Consider the following 23,288-nt stretch of genomic DNA (forward strand, 5'->3'; position numbering starts at 1 on the left):
ACGGCTTATACTAGGTTCAAAGGAGGGGAAAGGGATGGAGCTTTTCACCGAGGCCTGGGCCCAGGCGTACTGCCGGAAGCTGAACGAGAGCAAGGGCACCATCGCCGCCCTCGCCCCCTACGCCCAGGCGGCCCAGGAGCTCGTCAAAGTGGCCCGGGAGGTCCTATGAAGGCCGTGGTCTACAAGGGGCCCTTCCAGGTGGCGGTGGAGGAGGTCCCGGAACCCAGGTTGGAAGCGGACACGGACGCCCTCCTCGAGGTGGAGCTTTCCGCCATCTGCGGCTCGGACCTCCACATCTACCACGGCAAGATCGCCGGGGTCCTGCCGGGGACGGTCCTCGGGCACGAGTTCGTGGGGCGCATCGTGGAGAAGGGCCCCCTGGTGCCCTTCCCCGTGGGGGAACGGGTGGTGGGGAGCTTCCAGGTGGCCTGCGGGGAGTGCCCTGCCTGCCGCAAAGGCCAGTTCTTCGCCTGCTCAAGGGGCGGGGTCTTCGGCTTCGGCCTCGCCCTGGGCAACCTCCCGGGGGCCCAGGCGGAGAGGGTGCGGGTGCCCTTCGCCCGGCACACCCTCTTCCCCATCGGAGACCTTCCCGCCGAGGAGGCCATCCTCGCCGGGGACATCCTCACCACGGCCTACGGGGGGTGAGGCCCTTCCTCACCCCCGGCATGAGCGTGGCCGTGGTGGGCTCGGGGCCCGTGGGCCTCATGGCCCAGATGGTGGCCCACGCCCTGGGGGCAGGGCAGGTCTATGCCATAGACCCGGAGGAGGCCCGCCTGGAGAAGGCCAAGGCCCTGGGAAGCCTCCCCATCCACCCCAAGGCGGAGGACCCTGTGGCCCGGGTGCGCCGGGAAACCGAGGGCCTGGGGGCGGATTTGGTGGTGGAGGCGGTGGGCGGGGACGGGGAGGCCCTGAAACTCGCCCTGCGCCTCGCGGGCCCGGGGGCGTGGTCTCCAGCCTGGGGGTGCCCACGGCGGAACGGCTGGACTACCCCTGGCTTCCCGCCTTCAGCCGGGGGATCACCCTAAGGAGCGCCCTCGCCAACGTCCCCCGCTGGATCGGCGAGGTCCTCGCCCTGCAGAAGGCAGGCAGGCTCAAGGGGAGCTTCGTCTTCAGCCACCGCCTCCCCCTGGAGGAGGCCCCTGAAGGCTACCGCCTCTTCCACGAGCGGAAAGCAACCAAGGTCGCCCTCGTGCCCTGAGGCTTCTTTGTCCGCTGACTCCTTCATTATACCACGGTTTCCCCCCTTGCAAAGGGGTATGCAAAAAGCCGCGGGCCTTACGGGGTTTTCCGGCGGCGCGTTAGTCTTTACTGGAACGATAACACGAAATCCGGCGCTACACTGGAAACACGGAAAGGAGGTGCGACATGGCCCGGTACCTGGTGGTGGCCCACCGCACGGCCAAGAGCCCAGAGCTCGCCGCCAAGCTCAAGGAGCTTTTGGCCCAAGACCCAAAGGCCCGCTTCGTCCTCCTGGTCCCGGCGGTCCCCCTCCCGGGTGGGTCTACGAGGAGAACGAGGTGCGGCGCCGGGCCGAGGAGGAAGCGGCGGCGGCCAAGCGGGCCCTCGAGGCCCAGGGCATCCCCGTGGAGGAGGCCAAGGCGGGGGACATCTCCCCCCTCCTCGCCATAGAGGAGGAGCTCCTCGCCCACCCCGGGGCCTACCAGGCCATCGTCCTCTCTACCCTGCCCCCAGGGCTTTCCCGGTGGCTTAGGCTGGACGTCCACACCCAGGCGGAGCGCTTCGGCCTCCCGGTGATCCACGTGATCGCCCAGGCCGCCTAAGCCCCCCGCGGCGGGGCTTCCTCGTTTTCTCATCCGCCTTGCGTATACTTCCCCCGTGCTGGGGCGCTACGTCCTCCGGGAGGTCCTCGTCCCTTACCTGGTGGGGGTCTTCCTCTTCGCCGCCCTCCTCACCTTTGACCTCCTCTCCAGCCTCTCGGGGGTTCTCCTCTCCCGGGGGGTGGGGGCCCGGGAGGTGGGGCTTCTTGTCCTCTACCGCCTGCCCTGGACCCTAAGCCTCGCCCTCCCCTTAGGGCTGGTCTTCGCCGTGCTGGTGGGGCTTGCGGGGCTCATCCGCCGCTCGGAGCTCAAGGCGGCCTACGCCGCGGGGGTCCCCCCTTTGGCCCTCCTCAGGCCCCTCGTCCTTCTGGCCCTTGCCGTAAGCCTCCTCAACCTCCTTAACCTAGCGGAGCTCAGGCCCCGGTCCCAGGAGGCCTACGATGGGCTCCTGGGCCGGATCCTCTACGGGGAGGGCGGGGCCTCCGGGGTCCTGCGCCGTCAGGTCTACGCCCCCCCGGGCCTCGGCGTGTACTTCGCCGAGGAGGTCTACCCCGAGCCAGAGGGAAACCGGCTCCGGGGGGTGCGGGTGGTGGACGAAAGGGGCCGGGTCTACAGCGCCGAGGAGGGCCTTTGGGACGAGGAAGGATGGCGCCTCAAGGGCTACGTGGTGGAGGGGGAGGAGGTCCGGCCCTTTGAGGGCGTCCTCCCCTTCCCCGCCCGGTTCCGCCCCAAGGAGAGCCTGGGCTCCCGGGACCCCTACGACTCCACCCCCCTCGAGGAGCTCTGGGCCCGGGCCCAGGTGGAGCCCGAGGCCCGCTTCGGCTTCCACCGCCGCCTGGCCGACGCCCTGGGGGGCCTGGTCCTGGGGGCGGCCGCCGCCGCCTTGGGCCTCTCCTTGCGGGAGGCCGCCTGGGCCTTTTTGGGGGTGGTCCTCCTCATCTTCGGCTACTACGTCCTCTGGACCCTGGCCGCCCAGCTCGCCCGCTACGACGTAAGCCCCCTCCTCGCCTACCTCCCCGACCTCTTCTACGGGGCCTTGGCGGGGGCGCTCGCCTGGAGGCTACGGTGAAGACCCTGGACCGCTACCTCCTGCGGGAAGCCCTGCCCCTATTTGGCGGCGGGCTCCTCGTCATCGTCCTTCTCTTCCTGGGCGGGGCGGTGTACGAGGTCCTGGCCCCCCTGGTGGCCAAGGGGGCCGACCCCTACACCCTTCTCCGTTACCTCCTCTTCCGCACCCCCGAGGCCCTGGCCCGGGGCGCGCCTGTGGCCTACCTCTTCGCCCTCCTCGTCCTCCTCTCCCGCCTTGGGGAGGACGCGGAGCTCAAGGCCCTCCTGGCCCTGGGGGTGCGGCGGGAACGCCTGCTCCTTCCCTTCCTCCTCCTCGGGACCGCCATCGCCCTCGCCGCCTTCCTCCTCGGGGAGGGCCTTGTCCCCCGGGCCCTCGCCCAGGGACAGGACCTCCTGCGGCGGGAGGTCTTGGAACGCCCCCGGGCCCTCCTCACCCCAGGAGCGACCTTCCAGGATGCCCAAGGCCGGGTGGTCTACGTGGGGAAGGTGGAGGGGGAGGCCATCGGGGCCCTAAGGGTCCTCTCACGGGAGGAGGTCCTCCTCGCCGAACGGGGGAGCTTCCGCGGCGGGGTGCTGCACGTGGAGGAGGGGACCCGCATCACCTACGAGGGAAGCCGCCCCCGGACCCTGGCGCGCTTTCAGCGGGGGAGCTCGTCCTTAAGGACCTCACCTTTGACCCCTGGCAGAACCCGGCGAACCGGATGACCCTGGCCGAGCTCCGGAAGGAGGTAGAGCGGCTTCGTCAGATGGGGGTACGGGCGGGCCTCGAGGCCACCACCTACTACCGCCGCTTCGCCGAACCCCTGGCCGCCCCGGTCTTCGCCCTCTTCGCCGTGGGCCTCGCCTTCTACCTCCTTGGGGGAAGCCGGAGCCTCGGGCTTGTGGGGGTGGCCGTCCTCACCTTCTTCTACTACGCCACCTGGAGCGTGGGGCGGATCATGGGGGAGCAGAACGCCCTGGACCCCTTCCTCGCCGCCTTCGGCCCCAACCTCCTCTACGGGGCCTTGGGCCTTTTCCTCTTCCTGGGAGGGCGGCGGTGAGGTGGCTTCCCCTTCTCCTCTTCCTCCTCCTTCCCGCCCTCGCAGAGGAGAGGGTGATCAAGGTCCTGGAGGCGGAAAGGCTGGAGCTTAGGCAGGAAGGGGGGGAGGAGGTCTACGTCCTGGTGGGGGAACCCGTGCGCCTGGAGCGGGAGGGGGAGGCGCTGGAGGCCAAGCGGGTGGTCTACTTCCGGGAAAGGCGGCTCCTTTTCCTCTCGGGAGGGGTGCGCTACCGGGACCGGGAGGGGCGCCTCATTGAGGCGGAGGAGCTCCAGGTGGACCTCGCCGACGAGAGCTTTGACGCCCTCGAGGTCCGCATAGAGGCCGAGAACCTCCTCCTCACCGGCCCCATCTGCCAGCGGGCGGCGGGGGCGATCCTCCTGGAACGGGGCTACGCCACCCCGTGCGCCTCGTGCGGCCAGGAGGTGCCGGACTACGCCTTCCGCGCCCGGGAGATCGTCCTCTACCCGGGGGACCGGGTGGTGGCCCGGGACGTGACCCTCCTGGTCCAGGAGAAGCCCGTCCTCACCCTGCCCGTCCTCCTCCTCTACCTCTCGGAGAGGCGGCCCCGCCTCGAGGTGGGCCAGGACGAGGGGGGCCTCTATGTGAAGGCCGACCTCCCCTACGTGGCCGCCTTCGGCCTCGGCTACACCCTCCTCCGCTACTACCAGGGCCGGGGCTACGGCTTCGGGCTGGACCACTACGGCACCGGGGAGGCCAAGGAGCGCTACTTCTTCCTCCACACGCCCCCCGACACCTTCCAGTACCGGGGGGAGTACGGCCTGAAGCGGGCCGGGTTTTCGGTCGCGGCCCTCGTGGAGCGGGACGACACCCTGGAGAAGCTCACCCGCTTCCGCCTCGAGGCCCTCCTCCCCGGCACCCCCACCCTCCAGGACTGGCGCTACGCCTTGCGGCTCGAGGGCTTCCTGGACCACGACGAAAGCACCCCACCCCCCCGCACCCTGCAACGCCTCCCCGAGCTGGAGGTCCAGTCTCCCACCTTCCGGGAAGGCCCCTTTAGCCTCCAGGCAGGCCTCACGGTGGGCCGTTACCTGGCGGAAACCAACCCCCTAAACCGCTCCGCCCGCGCCCTGGGGCCCTACGCCGAGGCGGGAAGGGCCCTTTTTACCCACACGGAAAGCCTCGTCCTCGCCCCCTGGCCAGGGGCCAGCTTCCGGGCGGAAAACCGCTTCCTGGGCTTCTACTACACCACGCAAAACCCCGACGGCGAGCCCGAGAGGCAGGTGGACTGGACCACCTCGGTAAGCCTGCGGCAAGCCCTGGGGGGCTTCAGCGTGGAGGCCGCCTACACCCGAAGCGTCCAGGAAGGGGAAAGCCCCTTCCGCTTTGACGCCTTGCCCCAGCGGAGGAGCCACCAGGCCACGCTCACCCTGGGCTTCCAGGAGCGGCCCCTGGCCCTGAGCCTCAAGGGAGGGCGGGACCTGGAGGGGGGGAGGTACCTGCCCCTCGAGGCCCAGGCCGCCCTCCAGGACCCCGGCTACACCCTAACCCTCTACCACCGCCGGGGAGTGGAGGAAGGCCCCTTGGAGACCCGCCTCGAGGCCGGCCTCACCCCCTACCCCTTCTCCCTCAGGGCCAGCCTCCGCTACGACCATGCCAAGGCCCTCTACGACCCCTTGCTCCTCCAGGCGGGCTACGCCCTCCCCGGGGGCAGCCTGAACCTGGGCCACCGCCACGGCCTGGACGGCAAAGGTCCCCTCACCACCGACCTCAGCTTCAGCCTGCGGGAGGGGGCGGCCGCCTACACCCTCCAGGGCCGCAGGGACTGGCAGCAAGACACCCTCACCCTCCAGGGCCAGGCCATCCTGGGCCCAGAAAGCCTCTCCCTCCAGGCCACCCTGGACCCCAAGGCCTTGGGCTACGCCCTGGGCTTCCGCTCCGGGGTGGCCCCCGGGCCCCTTCTGGACCTCCTCCTCTCCGGCCGCTACCAGGAGGGCTTCCGGGAGAGCAACCTGCGCCTTGGCCTCACCCAGGCCCTGCCCGAGGTGGCCTTCCGCCTCACGGCCAACCTCCACCTGCCGGAGGTGGAGGACGGGGGCACCTACCTCAAGGACCTCACCTTCGACGGCGGCCTGGAGCTTTGGCCACCCCGTCCCCTCGACGCCTCGGAGGAAAACGCCCTCCCTGGTCTCTCCCTTTCGGGAAGCCTCAGCTACACCCGAAGGCCCACAAGCCCCGAAGGCTACGCCCTCGCCCTAAGGAACTTCGGCCCCACCCTCACCTTCCTCGGCCGGGAGAACACCAAACTCCACCTCGCCGCCCTCCTCACTCAGAACCTCCCGGGAACCCCCCTGAAGCCCAAGTTCCTCCTCACCCTGGACCGGTGTTGCTGGGCCATGCGCTTCACCCTGGACGCGGCCAAGAACGAGGTGCGCCTCGCCTTCCTCTACGGGGGGCAGGCGGCGGAGGTACTTATGGACGAGGAAGGCGTGCGCTTGGGAGGTCTGCCGTGAAGCGGCTTGGGTTTCTCCTCCTCCTTTTCCTCACCGCCTGCACGGGAAGCCAGGAGCCCCCCCTGCCCGCCCTCCTGGCGGCGGGGGAGGGGACGAGGTGCGCTTCTACCGGGCCCAAGACCTCCAAAGGGGGACCGGAACCCCGGTGGAGACGTGGGCGACCCCGGGCCTCCAGGACCTGGCCTACAGCCCCACCTTCCAGAGGCTCTACCTCCTCTTCCCCGACCGGGTGGAGGCCTACGATGCCACGGGCTTCAGCGAAACCTCCGTCCCGAAGGGCACCCCCGCGGCCCAGGGCTTGCCCGCAGGGGTGGACTGCACGGGGGGGTACCTCCGCCTCGGGCAAGGCGCCCTCCTCCTCCACTGCCCCGCCGCGGCCCGGGCCTTCCTCTGGCTTCTGGACGGGAGCGGAAGCCTCCTGGAGGCCGACCTCACGGGCCTGGACCCCGCCGCCCGCCTCGCCCTCCTCCCCCAGGGGAGCCTGGACCTCCTGGCCTACCTCACCTCGGCGGCCATGGGCTTTCGCCCGGCCCAGGACCCCCAGGGGACCCCTTCCCTGGAAAGGCCCCTCAGCCCCCCCTTAGACGCCGCCCCCTTTGACCTCCGGGCGGACGCCGCTAAGGGAAGGCTCCTTGGCCTGGGGAGGGTGGGTCTCGAGGCCCGCCTCTACACCCTCCAAGGCGAGGCCCTGGGAAGCCAAAGGGTCCTCGGGGACTTCTTCGGCACCCCCCGCCTCGCCCTGGACCCGGTGGCGGGCCTTGCGGTCTACGGGCGGGGCTTCCAGGTTCTGGAGCCCAAGGCCTCCCCGGTCCTCGAGGCCTACACCGATTTCGCCGCAGGGGCCATGGGCCAGGACGGGTACCTGTACCTGGCCTCTGGAAGCCTCCTCTACGTCTACGACCTCGTCCCCTCCCCGCCCCAAAGGGTGGCCATCCTCTCCTTGGGCCTCGCCCCCAAGGCCCTGGCCTTCCTCCCCGTAGAATAGGGGCATGCTCCAAGGGAAGGCCTTTCTCATCACCGGGGCCGGAGGGGCCCTAAGCCGGGCCCTCATCCCCGCCTTCCACCAGGCGGGGGCCAGGCTCTTCCTCTCCGACCCCCGCCTTGAGCGCATGGCGGAACGGGCGAAGGCCGTGGGGGCCAAGACCTTCGTCGCCGACCTCACCCGGCTGGAGGAAGCCCTGGCCCTGGCCCGCTTCGTGGAGGAGGAGGCCCCCCTCTACGGGGTGGTCCACACCGTGGGCGGCTTCGCCGCCGGGCGGTTTTTGGACGCCGACCCGGGGCTTTACGACTGGATGCTGGACCTGAACCTCCGCACCACCTTCAACCTCCTCAAGGCCGTCCTGCCTTACATGGCTAAGCGCAAGGAGGGCTTCTTCGCCGCCTTCGCCGCCGGCCCCGCCTGGACGGGGGCGGGCCCGGGAAGGGCCCTCTACACCGCGGCCAAAACCGCCCTGGCGAGCCTCTTGAGGTCCTTGCAGGGGGAGGTGGAGGGGGTGCGCTTCCTCGTGGTCTACCCCATGGGCACCCTGGACACCGAGGCCAACCGCAAGGCCATGCCCGAGGCGGACTTCTCCCGCTGGATCGCCCCCGAGCTCGTGGCGGAGATGGTGGTGGAGGCGGCAGGGGCTAAGGGCGGGAGGCTTCTGGAGCTTCCCATCTACCCGCCCCTCTAGCCCCCACGTAGGCCCCGAGGAAGTCCGCCACGAGGTCCAGGCCGAAGGCCTCCCGCCCGGGGACGAAGCTTTGGTGCCACTCGTCTAAAAGGCCGTAGAGGAAGGCCCCCAGGAAAGCCGGTCCGAAACGGCCAAGCCCCAGGCGGAGGAAAAGGCCCAAGAGGGCGTAGGCCAGGAAGTGGGCCCCCTTATCCCAGGGATGGGGAAGGCCCGCGCCCGCAGCGGGCTGGCTGGAAAGCCAGAAGAGGAGGCCCATCTCCCCCAGGGCCAAGAGGAGGAAAAGGGGACGCACTACGCCTCCACCAGTTCCCAAAGGACCCCCAGGCCAAAGCTTGGGTGGAGGAAGGCCACCCGGTGGCCGCCGAAGCCGGGCCTTGGGGCTTCGTCAATAAGCTTCGCCCCTTCCGCTTTGAGCCGGGCCAGGTCCTCTTCAATCTGGGGCGTGGCAAAGGCCAGGTGGTGGAGGCCGGGGCCCCTCTTGGCCAGAAACCGCCCCACGGGGGTCTCGGGGCCAAGGGGGGAGAGGAGCTCGAGGAGGGCCTCCCCTTCCCCCCTAAGCAGGGCCACCCGCACCCCCTGGTGGGCCACCTCCCCTTCCGCCACCACCCGGAAGCCCAGGCTTTGGTAGCGGGCCTTGGCCTCCTCCAGGTCCTCCACGGCGATGCCCACGTGGTGGAGCCGCATGGGGCTATTCTAGCCCTTCCAGCACCCCCTTGGCCGCCTGGCGCCCGCTGAAGAGGCACCCCCCCAGGAAGGTGCCCTCGAGGGCCTTGTACCCGTGGAAGGCGCCGCCCCCAAACCCCGCCGCCTCCCCCACGGCGAAAAGCCCGGGAAGGGGTTCCCCTTTTGGGGTGAGGGCCCTCCCCTTGAGGTCCGTCTGGATGCCCCCTAAGGTCTTGCGGGTGAGGGTCCAAAGCCTTACCGCCACCAAGGGGCCCTTCCCCGAGAGGAAGGGGTGGGGCTTGGCCACGCGGAAGAGCCGGTCCCCCACATAGTGGCGGAAGGCGTGGACCATGAGGACCTGGCCGTCCTTGGCGAAGGGATTTAGGAGCTCACGGTCCCTGGCCTTCACCTCCCGCTCAAGCCGCCCCGGGTCCAAAACCCCAGGGGCCAGGGCCTCCATCTTGCGCATGAGCTCGGAGAGGTCCTGGGCCACGAGAAAGTCCTTCCCCCGCTCCAAGAAGGCCCGGACGGGGGCCGCGGGGCCCAGGAGGCGGTTTCTCACCACGCCGAGCCAGCTTTTCCCCGTGAGGTCCGGGTTCTGCTCCGAGCCCGAGAGGGCGAACTCCTTCTTCAGGGTGGCAAGGTCCAGGATGAACCAGCTCCAGTCAAAGCCGGTGCTCCACAGGTACCGCAGGGTCTCCAACGCGTCAAACCCGGGGAAGAGGGGCGGGGGAAGCCTCTTCCCCGTGGCGTCCACCCAGAGGGGGGAGGGTCCGGGGAGGATGCGGATCCCGTGGTGGGTCCAGACGGGGGTGTGGTTCTCCACCCCCTCGGGGTAGTGCCACATCCGGTCCAGGTTCACGAGGCGTGCCCCCGCCCGCTCCGCCAGGAAAAGCCCCGAACCATCCACGTGGTCGGGCACGCCGGAAAGCATCCTCTCCGGGGGCCTTCCCATGCGCGCTGGCCAATGGCGCCGCACCAGGTCCAGGTTGGCCCCGATCCCCCCCGTGGCCAGGACCACCGCCTGGGCAAGGAAGCGGAAGCCCCCCACCGCCTTGCGGCTCGTGGGCGCCCCCCGGGGCTTGGGGTCCTCCTCCAGGACCGCCCCGGCCACCCCCACCGCCTTCCCCCCCTCCACCAGGACCTCCTCCACCCGGTGGCGGAGGAGGACCCGGAGGGTGCCCTCCGCTTTGAGGGCCTCCACCTTGCGGAGAAAAGGCGCTAAAATCCCAGGCCCCGTCCCCCAGACGATGTGGAAGCGGGGGACGGAGTTCCCGTGGCCCGTGGCCAGGCCCCCGCCCCGCTCCGCCCAACCCACCGCCGGGAAGAAGTGCACCCCCAAGGCGGCAAGCCAGGCCCTTTTCTCCCCGGCGGCGAACTCCAGGTAGGCCTCGGCGAAGCGCCTTCCCCAGGCGTCCTCCTCCCGGTCGTAGCCCGCCGCGCCCATCCAGTCCTGGAGGGCAAGCGCCAAGGAGTCCCGGATCCCCAGGCGGCGCTGCTCGGGGGAGTCCACCAGAAAAAGCCCCCCAAAGGACCAGAAGGCCTGCCCGCCCAGGTAAGGCTCCTGCTCCAAGAAGAAAACCCGCTTGCCCCTTCCGGCCACCTCCGTGGCCACCACGAGGCCGGCGAGCCCCCCACCCACCACCACCAGGTCGGCGTCCATAGGTTGGGGGCCATTATACCGGGTTCAAAGGTCGTACCAGGGGGGCTTGCCCCGGAAGAGCAAAAGCTCCTTCCCCACCTCCTCTTTAGGAGCCTCCTCCAGCCGGATCACCTGGGGCGGGCAGCTCTCCACGCAGGCCCCGCACCCCGTGCAGGCCGCCACCTGGAGGTAGAGGGCGTACTCCTCCCCTTCCCGTACCCGCCTCACCGCCTCCGTGGGGCAGACGTTGGTGCAGACGGGGCAGAGGGTGCACCCCTCCTCCACCCGGATCCGGGGCCAGCGGACCTCCGGGGCGCGGCTTGCGGCGAGGCGCCTAAGGCGGAGCTCGGCGGGAAGCTCCCCTTCCTTCTCCTCCTCCAAAGCGGGCAGGGGGAGCTCGGGGACGAGGTCGGCGGCGGTGCGCTTGGCGCTTCCCAGAAGGACCTGGAAGAGCTCCCGCCTGCCCACCCTTTCCCCGGGAAGCTCCCCCTCCACCACCTCCACCTCCACGGGGAAGTAGCGCCTGGCCTCCTCGGCCATCCGCGCGAGGCGCTCAGGGACCTCTGGCCCCCCGATCCGGCAGGCCCCGCAGTCCCCCCGGGCGAGGACCACCTTGCCGAAGCGGCTTCCCGCCTCGGCCAATAGCCCCGGGGTGAGGCGGCCCAGGCAAAGGACCTCCTCCCCCTTCCCCTCCGCCTTGGAGCAGCGAAGCTTCCCCTTGCCCCGGATCAGGGCCTCCTGGATGGCCCCGAGGGGGTACTCCAGGGCGATCCCGGGGCAGACCCCGGTGCAGAGGCCGCACCCCGTGCACAAGACCTCGTCCAGCTCCACCCGCCACCCCTCGAGGCGCACCGCCCCCTTGGGGCAGGCCTGGTAACACTTGTCGCACCCCCCCACGCTGTTCTTGTAGAGGAGGCAGCGGGCCTCGGTGTAGCGGGGCCTCGGGTCCGTGGCCTTGAGAAAGACGTTTAAGAGGCCGTCCAGAAAGCCCATGGCTAAGAGGCCGGGAGGAGGTCCCTTATGGCCTCCAGGAAGCGGTCAAACTGAACGAAGTCCATCTGCTGCTGGTTGTCGGAGAGGGCCACCTTGGGGTTGGGGTGCACCTCCACGTGCACCCCGTCCGCCCCCACGGCCAAGGCGGCCCGGGCCAGGGGGGCGAGGAGGTCCGTGCGCCCGGCGGCGTGGGTCACGTCCACGATCACGGGAAGGTGGGTCTCCTGCTTGGCCAAGGCCACGGCGGAGAGGTCCAGGGTGTTCCGGGTCCAGCGCTCAAAGGTGCGGATCCCCCGCTCCGCCAGGATCACCTGCCCGTTCCCCTGGGTGAGGATGTACTCGGCGGCGTAGAACCACTCCTCCATGGTGGCGGAAAGCCCCCGCTTGAGGAGGACGGGCTTCCCCGCGCGGCCCACCTCCTTGAGGAGGGCGAAGTTTTGCATGTTGCGGGCCCCGATCTGGAGGATGTCGGCGTACTCCGCCACCACCTCCACGTCCCTCGTGTCCATGACCTCGGTGACGAAGACCATGCCGAAGGCGTCCGCCGCCTTGCGGCCTATTCTTAGCCCCTCCACCCCGAGGCCCTGGAAGCCGTAGGGGCTCGTCCTGGGCTTGAAGGCCCCGCCCCGAAGCACCCGCACCCCCCTTTGGGCCAGGAAGCGGGCCGTCTTTATCATCTGCTCCTCCGACTCAATGGAGCAGGGCCCGGCGATGAGCAGGGGCTTCTCCCCGAAGGCCACGTCCCTTACCCGCACCCTCGTGGGCTCGGGCTTGTATTTGCGGGAGTAGAGGAACTTCTTCTGGTCCTGGCGCTCCTCGAGGTCCAGGCTCGCCTTGAAGATCTCCTTGAAGAGCTTCCTTATGGTCTCGTCGGGGAAGGGGCCGGGGTTTTCAGCGGTGAGGTAGGCAAGCATCTCCTCTTCCCGCTTGGGATCGTAGTGGGGAAGGCCGAGCTCCGTCTGGAGGCGGCCGATCTCCTGCACGAGCCTCCCGCGCTCGGAGAGGAGGCGCAGGATCTCCCGGTTCACCCGGTCCACCTCTTTGCGGAGGGCCTGGATGCGCTCGTCCATGGCCTATTCTATGGCCCGCCCGCCCTCAGGGTGTCAAGCAGCCTCCTGGGGCCTCTGCCTTTCCGCGAGGCGGGCCACCAGGACGGAGACCCAGTAAAGGACAAGGAGGGGCCCGCTCACGATGAAGAGGGAGACCACGTCCACCGTGGGGGTGATGACCGCGGCCAGGGTGAGGAGGAGGACGACGGCGATGCGCCAGTTGCGGGCGAGGAAGGCGGAGGTGAGGATCCCCAGGCGGGCGAGGAGGTAGCTCACCACCGGCATCTCAAAGACCACCCCCATGACGGTGAGCATCATGAGGATCTGGCCCATGTAGCGGCCGATGGAGATCTGGGGGGTGACCACGTCCCCTAGGAAGCCCAGGAGGAAGGGGACGGCGAAGGGCAGGAAGGCGTAGTAGGCGAAGAGCGCCCCCAGGGCGAAGCTGAACCCCGCTCCCAGGAGGAAGGGCACGGCCAGGCGCTTCTCGTGCTCGTAAAGCCCGGGGGCGATGAAGGCCCAGACCTGGTAGACGATGAAGGGGAGGGCGAGCACAAGGCCCCCGAAGGCCGCCACCTTCAGGGAGACGAGGAAAGGCTCGGTGATGTCCAGGACGATGAGGTTGACCGCTATGCCGTATTGCTTAGCCGCCAGGTCCAAAGGTCTTTTAAGCCAGTCCAGAAGGGGAACCCGGAAGGTCCAGGCCACGCCCGTCCCCACTGCCCAGGCGAGGAGGGACCAGAGGATCCGGGCGCGGAGCTCCTCGAGGTGCTCTACCAGGGGGGCTTCCTTCAAGCCTTGGGCTCCTCCTTGGCCTCCTGAACGGCCGCGGGCTTGGGCTCGTCCTTCACCTCAATGCTCTTCTCCAACTCCTCCCGGATCTCCTGGGCCCCCGCTTGAACTCGCGGATGCTCTGGCCCAAAGAGCGGCCGAGCTCGGGGAGCTTCCTGGGCCCGAAGATGAGGAGGGCGATGAGGAGGATGACGAGGATCTCCGGCATGCCGAGGTTCATGCCCTAAGTCTAGCACCCCGGGGCTGAAGGGAGGAGGAAGAGGGCTACCCTTCCCCGAGCTTCCTCAGGGCGTACCCCTCGAGGTTCTTCTGCCTCTCCCGGGCCACGGCCAAGGCGCCCTCGGGCACGTCCTGGGTGATGACGCTCCCCGCCCCCACCAAGGCGCGGTCCCCCACCCGCACCGGGGCCACAAGGACGCTGTTGGAGCCGATGAAGGCCTTCTTGCCGATCTCGGTCTTGTGCTTCCGCTTGCCGTCGTAGTTCGCGGTGATGACCCCGGCGCCGATGTTGGTCCCCGCCCCCACCTCGGCGTCCCCAAGGTAGGCGAGGTGGCCCGCCTTCACCCCCTTGTGGAGGAGGCTATTCTTCACCTCCACGAAGTTCCCCACGTGGACCTCCTCCATGAGGACCGCCCCCGGGCGGAGCCTGGCGAAGGGCCCGGCGGAAGCCCCCCCATGGAGGTGGGCCCCCTGGGCCACGGTGTGGGCTTGGACCTTGGCCCCGGGTTCCAGCACCGTGTCCTCGAGGACGGCATAAGCCCCCACCTCGCACCCCTCCCCGATCCGGGTCTTCCCCTTGAGGACCACCCCGGGCCAGAGGGTGACGTCGGGGGCGAGCTCCACCGAGGGCTCCAGGTAGATGGTCTCGGGGAGGATCATCCGCACCCCCTTCCCCATCCACTCGGCGCGAAGCCGCTTGAGAAGCACTCCCTCCACCCGGGCGAGCTCCTCGCGGGTGTTCACCCCCAAGGCCTCCTCCGCTACGCCCCGCACCGCTTCCACCCTTTTGCCGTGGGCGCGGTAGATGGCGATGAGGTCGGGGAGGTAGTACTCCCGGGCGGCGTTTTCGTTCTTCACCTCCCTTAGGGCCTGGAAGAGGAAGCCGTCAAAGGCGTAGGCCCCGGCGTTCACCTCCCGGATGGCCTTGACCTCGGGGGCGGCGTCCTTCTCCTCCACGTTGGCCAAGACCTTCTCCCCCTCGCGAAGGATGCGGCCGTAGCCCGTGGGATCCGCAAGCTCCACGGTGAGGAGGGCCATGCCGGCCCCCGCCGCTACCCGCTCCAAAAGGGCCTTTAAGGTTTCCGGGGTAAGCAGGGGGGTGTCGCCCTGGGTCACCAGAAAAGGCCCCGGGAAACCCTTAAGGAGGCTTTCCGCCTGAAGGAGGGCGTGGGCCGTGCCGAGCTGCTCTTTTTGCCACGCCACCTCTACGGGGTAGCCTTTCAAGGCCTCCGCCACCACCTCCCCCCCGTGGCCCACCACCACCACGAGCTTTTCGGGCTTTAAAGCCAAGGCGGCCTCGAGGGCGTAGTGGAGCATGGGTTTACCCAAAAGGGGATGCAAGACCTTGGGCAAGCGGGACTTCATCCTCGTCCCCTGCCCTGCGGCCAGGATCACGTGGGCGTGCATGCTCCCATCTTAGCGCCCAGCCGCCTCCCCCTTGCCCAGGCGGCGCAGCATGTAGAGGGAGAGGAGGGCAAGGGGCAGGCTCACCACCTGGGTGGCGGTGAAGAGGCCGATGCCGAGCTCGTCGTTGCGGTAGACGGGAAGCCACAAGGGGTTCAGGCGGAAAGGCTCCTCCAGCACGGAGCGGAGGACGCTGTACCAGAGGACGAACTGCCAGAAGGCGTAGCCGTAGAAGGGCCGCTTCCTAAGCCAGTAGAGGGAGAGGAAGAGGAGGATGAGCCCCACCACGGCCCCGTAGACCTGGGTGAGGTGCACGGGGCCCCGGAGGAGCTCGGCGCACCGGTAGACCTCGGAGATGTCGTCAATGCCGGGGCAGACCCCGGGAAAGCCCCTGGCCCACTCCGGCCAGGTGAAGCCGATGGGCAAGGTGGTGAGGCGGCCCACGGTGTCGGAGCCGTTCATGAAGTTGCCGATCCTCCCGGCGATGATCCCCAAGGCCACCCCCGGGGTGGCGGCGTCCAGGTAAGGCCACAAGGGGTAGCCCCGCCTCCGGTGGAAGTAGTAGAAGGTGAGGGCCCCCCCCAGGATGGCCCCGTGGAAGGAGAGGCCCCCGTGCCAGATGTAGAGGGCCTCGAGGGGGTTCTCCAGGAAGTAGCCAGGGGAGGTGAGGACGTACCCGAGCCGCGCCCCCACCACTCCGAAGACCACGGCCCAGAAGACCACGCGCTCAAAGGGCTCGAGGTCCCATCCCCAGGCCCTTAACCGGCGCCGGGCGAGCTCGTAGCCCAAAAAGATGGCCAGGGTGAGGAGGACCCCATACCAGCGGATGGCGAGGGGGCCGATCTCTACCATCACCGGGTCCACGTTCCACCCCCCAGACGCTCCATGAGCGCCACAAGCTCCCGCTCGCCAAAGGCCCCCTCAAGGAGCACCTCCTCCCCCCAAAGGAACACCGGAACGCGGAAGGTGTACCGGGCGAAGAGCTCCGGGTCCCGGTCCACGTCCCGCCGCACGTAAGGAACCCCAAGGGTCCAAAGGGCCCTCTCCGCCTTCTCGCAAAGCCCGCACCCTTCCCGGGTGACGAAGATCAGCTCCATGGCGTAAAGCATACGTCAAAAGATGGCCCTGAGGACCAGGACCCCCATGGCCAGGTGAACCAGGACCTTGGCCACCACCCCGCCCATGAGGCCCACCAGGGTCCCCCAGGCCGCCCTTAGGGCCTCCTCCGGCCGCCTTCCCGAGAGGTACTCAAAGAGCCAAGCGAGGAGGAAAGGGAGGACCAAGACCCCCACCACCCCGAAGAAGAGCCCCAAAACGCCCCCCAAAAAGGCCCCCCAAAGCCCCGCCCGTCCCGCCCCGTAGCGCCTGGCCCCCACCAGGGCGGCCACGTTGTCCAAAAGCATGGCGAGGAGGGCCAGGGCCCCAAGCCCAAGCCACGTCCCCAAGGAAAGCTCCCGGAAGCCCACGAGAAGCTCGTGCACCAGGGCCCCGAAGAGGATCACCAAGGTGGCGGGGACGAAGGGGAGGAGGGTGAGGAGCACCCCGAGGACCCAGAGGGTCACGAAGAGCCAGTCGGCGAAGGCGTCCACGGGACCGAGCGTAGCGGAGGACAGGGTGAGAAGGGAAAGAGGCGGTAGAATGGCCCCATCGGCCTGGCCCGCTACCGCATCGCCACCAAGCCCTACCTCCCCTACCCCGGGGAGCGCCTCGCCCGCAGGAAGGGCCTTGGGGGGAGTTTTACGAGCTCCGCCCCTACGCCCCCGGGGACGAGGTGAGGAGGGTCCACTGGCGGGCCTACGCCAAGACGGGAAGGCTTTTCACCCGGCTGGAGACCGCCCCTGAAAGGGCTCGCTTCCACCTCTTCCTGGACGAGAGCGAGAGCATGCGCCTCCACGGGAAGCTCCCCTACGCCCAGGAGGTGGCGGCCCTCCTCCTCAAGATCGCCCGCCAGGAGGACCCCTTGGCCCGCCTCGAGGGGGGAAGCCCCGAGGAACTCCGCCCGGGGAAGGGGGTGCTGGTCCTCGTCACCGACGGGCTTGACCCCCTCCCCTGGCCCAGGCTCCTCCCCAGGCGGGTGGTCCTGGCGCAGGTCCTCTCCCCCCTGGAGCTGGACCCGCCCCCCACGGAGGCCCTCCTCAAGGACGTGGAAACCGGGGAAACCCTCCCCGTGGGGCGGGAGGAAGCGGAGGCCTACAAGGAGGCCCTGGCCGCCCACCTCAAGGCCCTCCGCCTCCTCGCCCTCCTCCGGGGGCGCTACGCCCTTCTCAGGGTGGGGGAGCCCCCCCTCCCCGCTCTCCTACGCCAGGGCGTTCTGGAACTCCTCTAGGCCCAAGGCCTTGAGCCTTTCCGGATCCACGCCCCCTTCCCAGCCCGCAAGCCTCCGGTAGGCCCTGACCCCCTCCCGGAAGGCCTCGGGGTCCAAGCGGGCCTCGGGGTTCCCCTTACGGAAGGGCTGGAAGAAGCGCTCAGGAAGCCGGTCCTCCTCCGGGGAGATCCCCTCCCGCAGGTTGAAAAGCCGGGTGAGCTGGAGCGTTCTCTCCCCCACCTCCAGCATCTCCTCCGGGGAAAGCCGCCAGCCCGTGGCGGCGTAGAGGGCCTCCCGCCACTCCTCCGGGGTCCAGGGGACGAAGTCGCACATCACCAGGCTGTTCACGAACCCCCGCTCCCGGGTCTTGGTCCAGAGCATCCGGATCTTGGCCTCGGAAAGGTCCTCTGTGGGCAGGGGCTGGAAGTCCTCCCCGTAGAAGCGGAGCTCCCTCAGGGCCCTCCCCTCCTTGGCGAAGGCGGTGTCGTGGAGGTTGTGGTTGTGGTCCGCCCCCGTGGGGCTCACCGCGTAGCCCACCCCCAGGGCCCGCTTGTACCGGGGGTCGTGCATGGGTACCTCCTGCCCCTTCACGTGCATGGCGAGCTCCGGGTGGCCCAGGCTCTCGGCGAGGCGCTTCGCCCCAAAGGCGAGAAGCTCCCCAAGCCTCCCCTCCCTTCGCGCCAGCTTCTCTATGGCGGCGACCAGGGCATCCCCGTTTCCGAAGCGAAGCCCCAGGCCCTCGTCGTCCAAATAGCCCTTCTCCACCGCCTCCATGGCGCAGGCGATGGTCACCCCCACCCCGATCACGTCCAGGCCGTACTGGTTGCAGAGGGTGTTGGCCTTGGTCACGGCGTAGGGGTCGGTGACCCCGCAGGTGGAGCCCAAGGCCCCAAGCCCCTCGTACTCCGGCCCCCCGTACTCGGGACGGACATCGTACTTGCCCGTGCCCTCAATCTTCACCACCTGCTTGCAGCGGATGGCGCAGGCGTAGCAGGTGTCCCGGCCGATGCGGATGCCGAGGGCGTCCAGGCTGGTCCCGTCCAGGGCCTCGGCCCCCTCCAAAAAGCCATCCAGGAAGTTGTGGCTGGGGAGGACCCCCCGGAGGTTAAAGGGCTTCACCGTGCCCACGGTGCCCATGGTGACGAGGCCCGCCGCCCGTTCCATGCGCTCCTTGGCCATGCGCCGGGCGAGCTCCTTGAGGAGGCCGGGGTCGTGGTAGGCGGGAAGGGTCTCCTTGTGGGCCCGGGCGGAGACCGCCTTGAGCCTTTTGGCCCCCATGACCGCCCCCAGGCCCCCCCTTCCGGCGAAGTGGGCCAGGTCGTGGATGACGTTGGCGGTGAGGACCCGGTTCTCCCCGGCGAGGCCGATCTGGGCCACGCGGGTGTTCCCCCGTGGGCCTCTTTGATGAGGGCCTCCACCTCCAGGGGGTCCTTGCCCCAGAGGTGGACCGCGGGGTGAAGGGCCACCTTCCCCCCTTCCACGTGGAGGTAGACGGGGGCTTCCGCCTGGCCCAGGACCACGAGGGCGTCCAGGCCCGCGTTTTTAAGCTCCGCCCCGAAGAAGCCCCCACCCTCTGCGTCCCCGTACCCCCCGGTGAGGGGGCTTTTGGCGGCCACGGTGTTCCGGCCCGAGCCGGAGATGGGGGTGCCGGTGAGGACCCCAGGGGCGAAGACGAGAGCGTTTTCCGGCCCCAAGGGGTCGGCCCCCTTGGGCACGTGCCTGAGGAGAAGGTAGGCGGCGAGGGCCCGCCCCCGAGGTAGCGCCGCCAGAAGGCCTCGCCAAAGCTTTCGTACCAGACCTTTCCCGTGGAGAGGTCCACGAAGGCCACGCGGTCGTGATAACCCTTGGGCATACCCAAAGTTTAACCCCGCCCGAAGCGGGCGGGGGCCCGAACCGGTAAGGCGAAAGGGCCTCTAGCGGGTCCTGCTGGAGAGGAGGTCCTCCGCCAGCTTCTGGGCCCTGTCCAAGGCCGCCTTGGGATCGGCCTTGTTGAGGATGGCCTCCTTGATGGCCTGGCCCAGGATGTCAAAGCGGATCTGCTCCCACTCCGCCAAGGCGGGCTCAAACTTGGCGTAGCGGCTCTGGCGCACGATGGTGGCGTAGTCGGGGTTCTCGGCGGCGTAGGCCTGGTAGACGGGGTCCTTGAGGGCCCCCTCGGTGACGGGCACGTAGCCCGTGGCCGTGGCGAAGACCGCCTGGGCCCTGGGGGAGAGGACGAACTGCAGGAAGTCCTTGGCCACCGCCTGCTCCTCCTTGGGGGCCTGGCGGAAGACCACCAGGTTGGTGCCCTGGACGAGGCCGTAACCCGGCTGGCCCTTGGTCCGGCCCGGCAGGGTGGCCACCCCCAGGTCAAACTTGGCCGCCCGCAGGTAGTAGGTGTAGCCGGCGGAGGTGTCCACGCTGAAGGCGTAGGGCCCCGAGCCCAGGTTCTGGTTGATGTAGCCAGAGGTGATGGGCTTGGCCCACCCCTCCTTGACCCCGTTTTGCAGGAGGGTGAGGGCCTCCACCGCCTCCTTGGAGTTCAGCACGAGCTTCCCGTCCTTGAGGTAGCTCCCGCCCAGGTTGAAGAAGAAGTAGGCGAAGGTGGAGGCGTCGGGCTGGAACCAGTAAACAGGACCCCCCTCGGCCCGGGAGAGCCTCTTGGCGGCGGCCACGAACTCCTCGAGGGTGGTGGGCACCTTGGCCCCGTGCTTCTTCAGGAGGTCTTTGTTGTAGTAGAGGACCTGGATGCTCTTGTTGAAGGGCACCCCGTAGACCACCCCCCCAAAGCGCACCGCGTTGAGGAAGGCCAGGTTCACCCCCTGGAGCTTCACCCCCAGGGATTCGATGGGCAGGAGGGCCTTGGCCTCGAGGTAGAGGGCGATGTTGTTCTCAAAGGCCTGGGCCATGGTGGGCACCTTCCCGGCGGCGAAGGCCGCCTTGATCTTGGTGGAAAGGTCCCGGTAGCTCCCCTGGGGCACGGGGCGGACGCAGCGGCCCTGTTGGGTCTTATTGAACTCCACCACCAGGTTCTCCAAAGCCGCCTTAGGGGCCCCGCCGGTGAAGCCGTGCCAGAGCTCGGCCACCACCTTGGCCTTGGCGCACTGCTCCTTGATCACGTCCTCCGGCTTGGCCTGCTGGGCAAAGGCCACGCCCAGCACCGCCACCAGCAAAAGCGCCTGCTTCATACCCACGCACCTCCGGGAAGAGTATACCGCGCCCCTTGTCAGGGCCCCTTCAAGCTCACTTCAGCCCCGTGCGGGCGATTCCCTGGATGAACTGCCTCTGGGCCACGAAGTAGCCCAGGACCACAGGGGCGATGACGAAGGCGCTTGCGGCCATCAGGGCCCCGTAGTCCGAGCCCGCCTCGGAGACGAAGGCGAGGAGCCCGAGCTGCACCGTGCGCATCTCCGGACTCTGGGTGACGATCAAGGGCCAAAGCAGGGCGTTGTAGGCCCCGAGGAAGGTGAAGGTGCCGTAGGAGACAAGGCCGGGGATGCTCAAAGGCAGGGCGATGCGGAAAAGCTGGGTCAGGTACCCCGCCCCGTCAATGCGGGCGGCGTCAAAGAGGTCCTGGGGAAGGGAGAGGTAGAACTGCCGCAAGAGGAAGATGCCGAAGACCGAGGCGAGCCAAGGGACGATGAGGGCGTAGAAGGTGTCCAGCCAGCCCAGCCGGGCGAGGAGGACGTAGTTGGGGATGAGGAGGACCTCCCCGGGACCATCATCGTGGCCAGGACGAGGACGAAGACGGCCTCCTTCCCCGGGAAGGGGATCCGGGCCAGGGCGAAGGCGGCCAGGGCCGCGAGGAAAAGGCCCACCACCACCTGGACGGAGGCGGTGAAGAAGCTTACGAAGAAGTACCGGCCCCAGGGGGCGGCGTCCCAGGCCTCGAGGTAGTTGTGGAACACGTACCCCAAGGCCCCGGGCACCGCGTTCACCCACTCCAGCCGCCAGTACTCCCCCTGGGAGCGGCGGGCGTCCGGGGGCAGGGGAGGCTCCAAGGGCACCTCCTTGGGCCAGAGAACCACCAGGGGGACCCGGCGGAAGCCGGCCTCCCCCGTGTTGGTGAGGCGGACCCACCACCCCCCCTCCCCTCGGGCCACCTCCACCCTCGTCCCGTCGGCCACGGGGTCAAAGAAGGCCCCCGGGGAGCGGGGCACGAGGGCCTTTGGGGGCTTTGCCTCGGGCCCGGGGAAGAAGAGGGCCACGCTCCGCCCAGGGCCAAGACCCCCAAAGAGGGGGCTATCCCCAAGCCTCGCCGCCTTGAGCCAGTTCATGGGCTTCATCCGTTCGGGAACCCAGACCGGCTCCGCCTGGAGGGCCTCCTGGGGGCTTTTGAAGCTCGTGGCCAGCATCCAGTAGAAGGGGAAGGCCATCACCCCTCCCCCCGCAAGGAGAACGAGGTGCACGATAAGACGCGCCGCCTTAGATCTCATAGTTCACCCGCTTCTCCAAAAGCCGCCGCTGGACCAGGGTCAGGACCAGGATCACCAGGAAGGTCACCATGGCGATGGCGCTGGCGTAGGAGAAGTCCGAGTCGCGGAAGCCCTTGTTGTAGAGGTAGAAGGCCAGGGTCAGGGTGTCCTGCAGCACCCCGCCCGTAGGGGTGAGGACGTAGACCTGGGTGAAGACCTGGAAGGCGCCGATGAGCCCCAGGGTGAAGAGGAAGAAGGTGGTGGGGGAAAGGAGGGGCCAGGTGATGAGGCGGTGCTTCTGGAAGAAGCTCGCCCCGTCCAGCTCGGCGGCCTCGTAGTACTCCTTGGGGATGGCCTGAAGCCCCGCCAGGAGGATCACCACCTGGTAGCCCAGGAAGTGCCACACGCTCATGGCCATGACGGCCACGAAGGCCAGGCTGGGCCCCGCAAGGAAGCCTTGAAGCTCCACCCCCAAGGGGCGCAGAAGCAAGGCGAAGACCCCGGTGGGGTGTTGAGCCAGTCCAGGCCCGGGGTGTGGAGGAGCCAGTTGAGGAAGCCGAACTCGGGGTGGTAGATCCAGCGCCACACGGCGGCCGCGGCGGTCAGGGCGGTGATGTAGGGAAGGAAGAAGAGGGTCCGGTATAGCCCAAGAAAGGCCACCTGGGTGTTGAGGAGGATGGCCACGAAGGTGGCGAGGAGAAGCCCGGTGGGCACGGTGAAGACCACGTACCAAAAGGTGTTGCCCAAGGCGCGCCAGAAGAGGGGGTCCTCGAGGAGGATCCGGTAGTTCTGGAGCCCGGCGAAGGCCGCGGGCCTGAGGAAGTTCACCCGGTCAAACAGGCTGAGGTAAAAGGCGTAGAGGGTGGGAAAGACCTGCCACACCAGAAGGAGGGCGAGGGCGGGCCAAACCAGGGCCCAGCCGTAGAAGGCGGCCTGGGCCTTCTCCGGAAGGGTCCGCCCCAAGGACAAAGCGGCGCCCAGGGGACCGAGAAAAGCCAGGGGTGGGAAGAGCGGCGCCAAAAGCCCGAAAACGAGGGGCACGGCCCGCCAACCTCCCCAACGGAGTCCCCAGAGGGCAAAAAAGAGGTACCCGGCCCACAGGCTCCACGCCCCCCAGGCGGGGAGAAAGCCCAGCCTTTGGGCATAGAAACCGAGGGCGAGGAGCACCCCCACGCCCAAGACCCAGTGCAGGGGATAGGTCCTCATTCCCTGCCGGAGTATAGCAGGAGGCCCTAGGATGGGGAGGATGTGGACGCTGGTCCTGGACACGGCCACCCCCTACCTCTCCCTGGGGCTCTTCCGGGGGGAGGCGGGGGTGGGCCGGGTCAAGCGGGTGGAAAGACGGCACGAAGAAGTCCTCTTCGGCCTCCTGGAGGAGGTCCTGAAGGAGGTTGGGGCCGGGCGAGAGGAGATCGGCACCCTGGTCTTGGGCGAGGGCCCGGGCTCCTACACGGGCCTCAGGATTGCGCTGGCGGCGGGGCTTGGGGTGGCCCTGGCGCAGGGGGCCAAGGTCTATGGGGTGAGCTCCCTCCTCGCCGCCTGCTGGCCCTACCTGAAGGAAGGGGAGCCCCTCACCCCCCTTTTCACCGCCAGAAACGGCCTCTTCTACGGGGCCACCTACACCCTGGAGGGGGGAAGGCCCAAGGAGGTGGCCCCCCCGAGGAAGCTCAAGGCCAAGGAGCTCCCGCAGGAAGGCCGCCTCCTCCTGGACCCTCCCCCCGACCCCCGGGCCCTCTACGAGCTCCTCCCCTTCGCCCACGAGGGGGTGGAGCCCCTCTACCTCTGAACCGGGAAGGC

General features: G+C 68.9%; 17 protein-coding genes and 9 pseudogenes. 10 read left to right on the plus strand and 16 right to left on the minus strand.

The annotated features are described in order from the left end of the window. Window positions 1–34: 34 nt before the first annotated feature. The 8 genes and pseudogenes from AV541_RS13175 to AV541_RS08715 all read left to right on the plus strand — a co-directional run bounded on the left by AV541_RS13175 (window position 35) and on the right by AV541_RS08715 (window position 8,030). On the plus strand, window positions 35–169 hold the full coding sequence (locus AV541_RS13175; protein WP_269146130.1) for a hypothetical protein: 135 nt from the start codon (window positions 35–37) through the stop codon (window positions 167–169). Then, window positions 166–1,198, plus strand: a pseudogene (locus tag AV541_RS13425) (alcohol dehydrogenase family protein). The gene AV541_RS13175 and the pseudogene AV541_RS13425 overlap by 4 nt, the downstream one beginning before the upstream one ends. A gap of 167 nt (window positions 1,199–1,365) precedes the next feature. After that, window positions 1,366–1,781, plus strand: a pseudogene (locus tag AV541_RS13430) (hypothetical protein). Between the two features lie 55 nt (window positions 1,782–1,836). After that, window positions 1,837–2,847 carry an LptF/LptG family permease gene (locus AV541_RS08695; RefSeq protein WP_060384710.1) on the plus strand — a complete coding sequence of 337 codons (1,011 nt, stop codon included), beginning with the start codon at window positions 1,837–1,839 and terminating at the stop codon, window positions 2,845–2,847. Next, window positions 2,844–3,886, plus strand: a pseudogene (locus AV541_RS08700) (LptF/LptG family permease). The gene AV541_RS08695 and the pseudogene AV541_RS08700 overlap by 4 nt, the downstream one beginning before the upstream one ends. Further along, a complete protein-coding gene (locus AV541_RS08705; RefSeq protein ID WP_060384711.1) occupies window positions 3,883–6,357 on the plus strand; it encodes a hypothetical protein in 2,475 nt (824 codons plus the stop codon). The pseudogene AV541_RS08700 and the gene AV541_RS08705 overlap by 4 nt, the downstream one beginning before the upstream one ends. Then, window positions 6,354–7,342 (plus strand): annotated as a pseudogene (locus AV541_RS08710) (hypothetical protein). Before AV541_RS08705 ends, AV541_RS08710 begins: the two are co-directional and overlap by 4 nt. 4 nt (window positions 7,343–7,346) lie before the next feature. Then, window positions 7,347–8,030, plus strand: coding sequence for an SDR family NAD(P)-dependent oxidoreductase (locus AV541_RS08715; protein WP_060384712.1), 684 nt, complete (start codon window positions 7,347–7,349; stop codon window positions 8,028–8,030). Here AV541_RS08715 and AV541_RS08720 read toward each other — a convergent pair. From AV541_RS08720 to AV541_RS08770, 11 genes and pseudogenes are all read right to left on the minus strand, one after another. Then, window positions 7,984–8,322, minus strand: a complete 339-nt coding sequence (locus AV541_RS08720; RefSeq protein ID WP_008631621.1) for a VanZ family protein — start codon at window positions 8,320–8,322, stop codon at window positions 7,984–7,986. The two genes, AV541_RS08715 and AV541_RS08720, sit on opposite strands and share 47 nt — an antisense overlap. Beyond that, window positions 8,322–8,714 (minus strand): methylmalonyl-CoA epimerase, encoded by a 393-nt coding sequence (gene mce, locus AV541_RS08725; protein WP_060384713.1) that lies wholly within the window; start codon window positions 8,712–8,714, stop codon window positions 8,322–8,324. Before mce ends, AV541_RS08720 begins: the two co-directional genes overlap by 1 nt. 4 nt (window positions 8,715–8,718) lie before the next feature. After that, window positions 8,719–10,356, minus strand: a complete 1,638-nt coding sequence (locus AV541_RS08730; RefSeq protein WP_060384714.1) for an FAD-binding dehydrogenase — start codon at window positions 10,354–10,356, stop codon at window positions 8,719–8,721. Between the two features lie 24 nt (window positions 10,357–10,380). Beyond that, entirely contained in the window at window positions 10,381–11,328 is a 948-nt protein-coding gene (locus AV541_RS08735) for a 4Fe-4S dicluster domain-containing protein (RefSeq protein ID WP_060384715.1), read from the minus strand. A gap of 2 nt (window positions 11,329–11,330) precedes the next feature. After that, the gene (locus AV541_RS08740; RefSeq protein ID WP_060384716.1) at window positions 11,331–12,398 is read right to left on the minus strand and encodes a bifunctional 3-deoxy-7-phosphoheptulonate synthase/chorismate mutase; all 1,068 of its coding nucleotides are present in this window, start codon (window positions 12,396–12,398) and stop codon (window positions 11,331–11,333) included. Between the two features lie 33 nt (window positions 12,399–12,431). Then, on the minus strand, window positions 12,432–13,172 hold the full coding sequence (gene tatC / locus AV541_RS08745) for a twin-arginine translocase subunit TatC (protein ID WP_060384717.1): 741 nt from the start codon (window positions 13,170–13,172) through the stop codon (window positions 12,432–12,434). Continuing rightward, window positions 13,169–13,389: pseudogene (locus tag AV541_RS08750) on the minus strand (Sec-independent protein translocase subunit TatA/TatB). Before AV541_RS08750 ends, tatC begins: the two are co-directional and overlap by 4 nt. A gap of 44 nt (window positions 13,390–13,433) precedes the next feature. Continuing rightward, window positions 13,434–14,795, minus strand: a complete 1,362-nt coding sequence (gene glmU / locus AV541_RS08755; RefSeq protein ID WP_060384718.1) for a bifunctional UDP-N-acetylglucosamine diphosphorylase/glucosamine-1-phosphate N-acetyltransferase GlmU — start codon at window positions 14,793–14,795, stop codon at window positions 13,434–13,436. 9 nt (window positions 14,796–14,804) lie between these two features. Beyond that, the gene (gene lgt, locus AV541_RS08760) at window positions 14,805–15,644 is read right to left on the minus strand and encodes a prolipoprotein diacylglyceryl transferase (RefSeq protein WP_082709700.1); all 840 of its coding nucleotides are present in this window, start codon (window positions 15,642–15,644) and stop codon (window positions 14,805–14,807) included. Beyond that, window positions 15,644–15,901, minus strand: coding sequence for a glutaredoxin family protein (locus AV541_RS08765; protein WP_082709670.1), 258 nt, complete (start codon window positions 15,899–15,901; stop codon window positions 15,644–15,646). Before AV541_RS08765 ends, lgt begins: the two co-directional genes overlap by 1 nt. A gap of 3 nt (window positions 15,902–15,904) precedes the next feature. Then, on the minus strand, window positions 15,905–16,381 hold the full coding sequence (locus AV541_RS08770) for a DUF456 domain-containing protein (RefSeq protein ID WP_014630135.1): 477 nt from the start codon (window positions 16,379–16,381) through the stop codon (window positions 15,905–15,907). Between the two features lie 63 nt (window positions 16,382–16,444). Between AV541_RS08770 and AV541_RS08775 the strand changes: the two are divergent. Then, a pseudogene (locus AV541_RS08775) lies at window positions 16,445–17,118 on the plus strand (DUF58 domain-containing protein). Here AV541_RS08775 and AV541_RS08780 read toward each other — a convergent pair. The 5 genes and pseudogenes from AV541_RS08780 to AV541_RS08795 form a co-directional block, all read right to left on the minus strand. After that, window positions 17,089–18,375, minus strand: a complete 1,287-nt coding sequence (locus tag AV541_RS08780) for an aldehyde ferredoxin oxidoreductase C-terminal domain-containing protein (RefSeq protein WP_420855396.1) — start codon at window positions 18,373–18,375, stop codon at window positions 17,089–17,091. The pseudogene AV541_RS08775 and the gene AV541_RS08780 sit on opposite strands and share 30 nt — an antisense overlap. 24 nt (window positions 18,376–18,399) lie before the next feature. Further along, window positions 18,400–18,812, minus strand: a pseudogene (locus AV541_RS13605) (aldehyde ferredoxin oxidoreductase N-terminal domain-containing protein); the annotation flags it as partial. A gap of 198 nt (window positions 18,813–19,010) precedes the next feature. Then, window positions 19,011–20,264 (minus strand): ABC transporter substrate-binding protein, encoded by a 1,254-nt coding sequence (locus AV541_RS08785; protein ID WP_060384721.1) that lies wholly within the window; start codon window positions 20,262–20,264, stop codon window positions 19,011–19,013. Between the two features lie 55 nt (window positions 20,265–20,319). Next, a pseudogene (locus AV541_RS08790) lies at window positions 20,320–21,452 on the minus strand (carbohydrate ABC transporter permease). Window positions 21,453–21,501: 49 nt separating this feature from the next. After that, window positions 21,502–22,697: pseudogene (locus AV541_RS08795) on the minus strand (carbohydrate ABC transporter permease). A 31-nt stretch (window positions 22,698–22,728) separates the two neighbouring features. On the opposite strand from AV541_RS08795, the gene tsaB reads away from it, so the two are divergent. Continuing rightward, the gene (gene tsaB / locus AV541_RS08800; RefSeq protein ID WP_082709671.1) at window positions 22,729–23,277 is read left to right on the plus strand and encodes a tRNA (adenosine(37)-N6)-threonylcarbamoyltransferase complex dimerization subunit type 1 TsaB; all 549 of its coding nucleotides are present in this window, start codon (window positions 22,729–22,731) and stop codon (window positions 23,275–23,277) included. The last annotated feature ends 11 nt before the right edge of the window (window positions 23,278–23,288 follow it).

The organism is Thermus parvatiensis (assembly GCF_001535545.1).
Lineage (GTDB): Bacteria > Deinococcota > Deinococci > Deinococcales > Thermaceae > Thermus > Thermus parvatiensis.

Coding starts and splice junctions, on each gene's coding strand:
- tsaB (WP_082709671.1), top strand. CDS start 22,729: ATGGGGAGGATGTGGACGCTGGTCCTGGACACGGCCACCCCCTACCTC.
- AV541_RS08730 (WP_060384714.1), bottom strand. CDS start 10,356: ATGGACGCCGACCTGGTGGTGGTGGGTGGGGGGCTCGCCGGCCTCGTG.
- AV541_RS08780 (WP_420855396.1), bottom strand. CDS start 18,375: ATGGGGGCCAAAAGGCTCAAGGCGGTCTCCGCCCGGGCCCACAAGGAG.
- glmU (WP_060384718.1), bottom strand. CDS start 14,795: ATGCACGCCCACGTGATCCTGGCCGCAGGGCAGGGGACGAGGATGAAG.
- AV541_RS08765 (WP_082709670.1), bottom strand. CDS start 15,901: ATGCTTTACGCCATGGAGCTGATCTTCGTCACCCGGGAAGGGTGCGGG.
- AV541_RS13175 (WP_269146130.1), top strand. CDS start 35: ATGGAGCTTTTCACCGAGGCCTGGGCCCAGGCGTACTGCCGGAAGCTG.
- AV541_RS08740 (WP_060384716.1), bottom strand. CDS start 12,398: ATGGACGAGCGCATCCAGGCCCTCCGCAAAGAGGTGGACCGGGTGAAC.
- AV541_RS08735 (WP_060384715.1), bottom strand. CDS start 11,328: ATGGGCTTTCTGGACGGCCTCTTAAACGTCTTTCTCAAGGCCACGGAC.
- AV541_RS08785 (WP_060384721.1), bottom strand. CDS start 20,264: ATGAAGCAGGCGCTTTTGCTGGTGGCGGTGCTGGGCGTGGCCTTTGCC.
- lgt (WP_082709700.1), bottom strand. CDS start 15,644: ATGGTAGAGATCGGCCCCCTCGCCATCCGCTGGTATGGGGTCCTCCTC.
- AV541_RS08715 (WP_060384712.1), top strand. CDS start 7,347: ATGCTCCAAGGGAAGGCCTTTCTCATCACCGGGGCCGGAGGGGCCCTA.
- mce (WP_060384713.1), bottom strand. CDS start 8,714: ATGCGGCTCCACCACGTGGGCATCGCCGTGGAGGACCTGGAGGAGGCC.